Genomic DNA, 2,204 nt, shown 5'->3' with positions numbered 1-2,204 from the left:
CGGCCTCGACGTGGTGGATTACGAGGAGGGCGGGGCGATGCGCTTCGCCGGGCGGGCCCCCGGCGGCGCCGCGGTGCGGCTCTATGTCGATGGCGCCCATGCCGGCGATTCGCGCGCCGATGCCGAGGGCCGCTGGAGCCTGACGCCGGAGGCGGTGCCCGAGCCCGGGCTGCACACGCTGCGGGTCGAGCAGATCGGGCCGCGCGGCCAGGTCGCCTCCCGCATCGAGCTGCCCTTCCAGCGCGAGGCGGCGCCGGCGGCCGCGGCGCCGGGGCAGATGACGGTGCAGCCCGGCCACAGCCTGTGGCGCATCGCCCGCGGCACCTATGGCCGCGGCACCCGCTACACCGTGATCTACCGCGCCAACCGCGACCAGATCCGCGACCCCAACCGCATCTATCCGGGGCAGATCTTCACCCTGCCGCCGGGCTGAGCCGCCGCCCGGGCCACGCTGATTCCCCCGGCCAGGCGCGCGAAAACCGCGCGCCGGCAGGGTTTTGCCCGGATCCGATGGTTGTTTGCGCGACCGCGACGGACCATAACCGGGGCATCATGGCGCTCATGGAAAGCCTTCGCATGGTCCTGGCCCCGCCGCATCCGGCGGGCCGGCCCTTCATCATCGGCGGTGCCGTCGTGGCGGCGCTCGGCGGGTTGATCACCGGCCCCTGGCTGTTCTGGCCCGGCCTCCTCTTCACCCTGTTCTGCCTCTACTTCTTCCGCGACCCGGAACGGGTGGTGCCGGACCGGCCGGTCTTCGTGGCCCCCGCCGACGGGCGGGTGGTCAGCGTCACCCAGGCGGTGCCGCCGGCCGAGCTCGGCCTCGGCCCGCAGCCGCGCTGGCGCGTCGCCACCTTCCTGTCGGTGCTGGACGTGCATGTGAACCGCTGCCCGGCCGCCGGCACCGTCACCCGCATCGCCTATCGCCACGGCAAGTTCGTCAGCGCCAACCTGGACAAGGCGAGCGACGACAATGAGCGCAACGCGCTGGCCATCCGCCTGACCGACGGCCGCGACATCGCCGTGGTGCAGATCGCGGGCCTGATCGCCCGCCGCATCCTCTGCGACGTGCGCGAGGGCGATTCGCTGCGCGCCGGCGAGCGCTTCGGCATCATCCGCTTCGGCAGCCGCACCGATCTCTACCTGCCCGAGGGCGTGGTGCCGCTGGTGCGCGAGGGCCAGATCATGATCGGCGGCGAGACGGTGATCGCCGACCTCTCCCCGGCCGTGCCGGAGGCTCCGGCCGCGGGCGCCTTCCCGGGCGCGCCCGCATGACGGCGCGCCCCCGGCGCTTCCGCTTCGCCCCGCGCCAGCGCCCGCGATTCCAGGGCCAGTCCTTCAACCGGCTGATCCCGAACATCCTGACGCTGCTCGGCCTCTGCTCGGGGCTGCTGGCGATGCGGTTCGCGCTGGAGGGGCGCTGGGAGCCCGCCGCCGGGCTGATCATCCTGGCCGGCGCCATCGACGGGCTGGATGGCCGCCTGGCGCGGCTGCTGAAGGCCACCAGCCGCTTCGGCGCCGAATTCGACAGCCTGGCCGATTTCCTGTCCTTCGGCGTCGCCCCGGCGATGATCCTCTACCTGTGGACCATGCATGATTATCGCGGGCTGGGCTTCCTGCCCTGCGTGATCTTCGCCGTCTGCATGTCGCTGCGCCTCGCCCGCTTCAACGCGGCGCTGGAGGCCGGGCCGGTGCCGCTGGCCGGCCCGCCGCCCAAGCCCGCCTACGCGCAGAGCTTCTTCACCGGCGTCCCCGCCCCGGCGGGCGCGCTGCTCGGCATGTTCCCCGTCTTCGCCTCGCTGGCCTTCGCCGGCTGGGGCTGGGACACGCTGGCCGCCGCCATGCGCCACCCGCTCTTCGTCGGCAGCGTGCTGACGCTGACGGCGCTGATGCTGGTCTCCACCTTCCCGACCTGGTCGTTCAAGAACTTCAAGGTGCCGCGCCAGGCGATCCTGCCGCTGCTGCTCTCGATCGGCGCCTATGCGGCGCTGCTGGTCAGCGAGCCCTGGGCGGCGCTGGCCGCCGCCGGGCTGATCTATGTCGGCATGCTGCCCTTCTCGCTGCGTTCCTATCTGCAGCTGAAGCGGGAGGCGGAGGCGCTGATCCAGCCTGTCGCCGCCCCGCCCGCGCCCACCGCGCCGGGGACGGACGCGGCCCAGGGCGCGCCACCGCCCGGTTGAGCCATGCGCCCGGCGGCGGAACGCGGC

The 2,204-nt window shown here is 73.5% G+C and carries 3 protein-coding genes; all 3 read left to right on the top strand.

The window, feature by feature from the left end; translation table 11 throughout:
- Positions 1-433: LysM peptidoglycan-binding domain-containing protein (locus HMPREF0731_RS20890; RefSeq protein ID WP_007006224.1), on the top strand; the 433-nt coding region annotated here is incomplete at its 5' end.
- A gap of 119 nt (positions 434-552) precedes the next feature.
- Positions 553-1,272, top strand: coding sequence for a phosphatidylserine decarboxylase (locus tag HMPREF0731_RS20885; protein ID WP_040614314.1), 720 nt, complete (start codon positions 553-555; stop codon positions 1,270-1,272).
- Complete coding sequence (locus HMPREF0731_RS20880; protein ID WP_007006222.1) at positions 1,269-2,177, top strand: CDP-alcohol phosphatidyltransferase family protein; 909 nt, start codon at positions 1,269-1,271, stop codon at positions 2,175-2,177. Before HMPREF0731_RS20885 ends, HMPREF0731_RS20880 begins: the two co-directional genes overlap by 4 nt.
- The last annotated feature ends 27 nt before the right edge of the window (positions 2,178-2,204 follow it).

It is taken from the genome of Pseudoroseomonas cervicalis ATCC 49957, assembly GCF_000164635.1.
GTDB lineage: Bacteria > Pseudomonadota > Alphaproteobacteria > Acetobacterales > Acetobacteraceae > Pseudoroseomonas > Pseudoroseomonas cervicalis.
Note: the sequence above shows the minus strand (reverse complement) of the source record. Positions and strands in the feature narration are given on the sequence as shown.

What these genes read in the sequence shown, in the direction of transcription:
- HMPREF0731_RS20885 (WP_040614314.1), top strand. Translation starts at nt 553, where the DNA reads ATGGCGCTCATGGAAAGCCTTCGCATGGTCCTGGCCCCGCCGCATCCG.
- HMPREF0731_RS20880 (WP_007006222.1), top strand. Translation starts at nt 1,269, where the DNA reads ATGACGGCGCGCCCCCGGCGCTTCCGCTTCGCCCCGCGCCAGCGCCCG.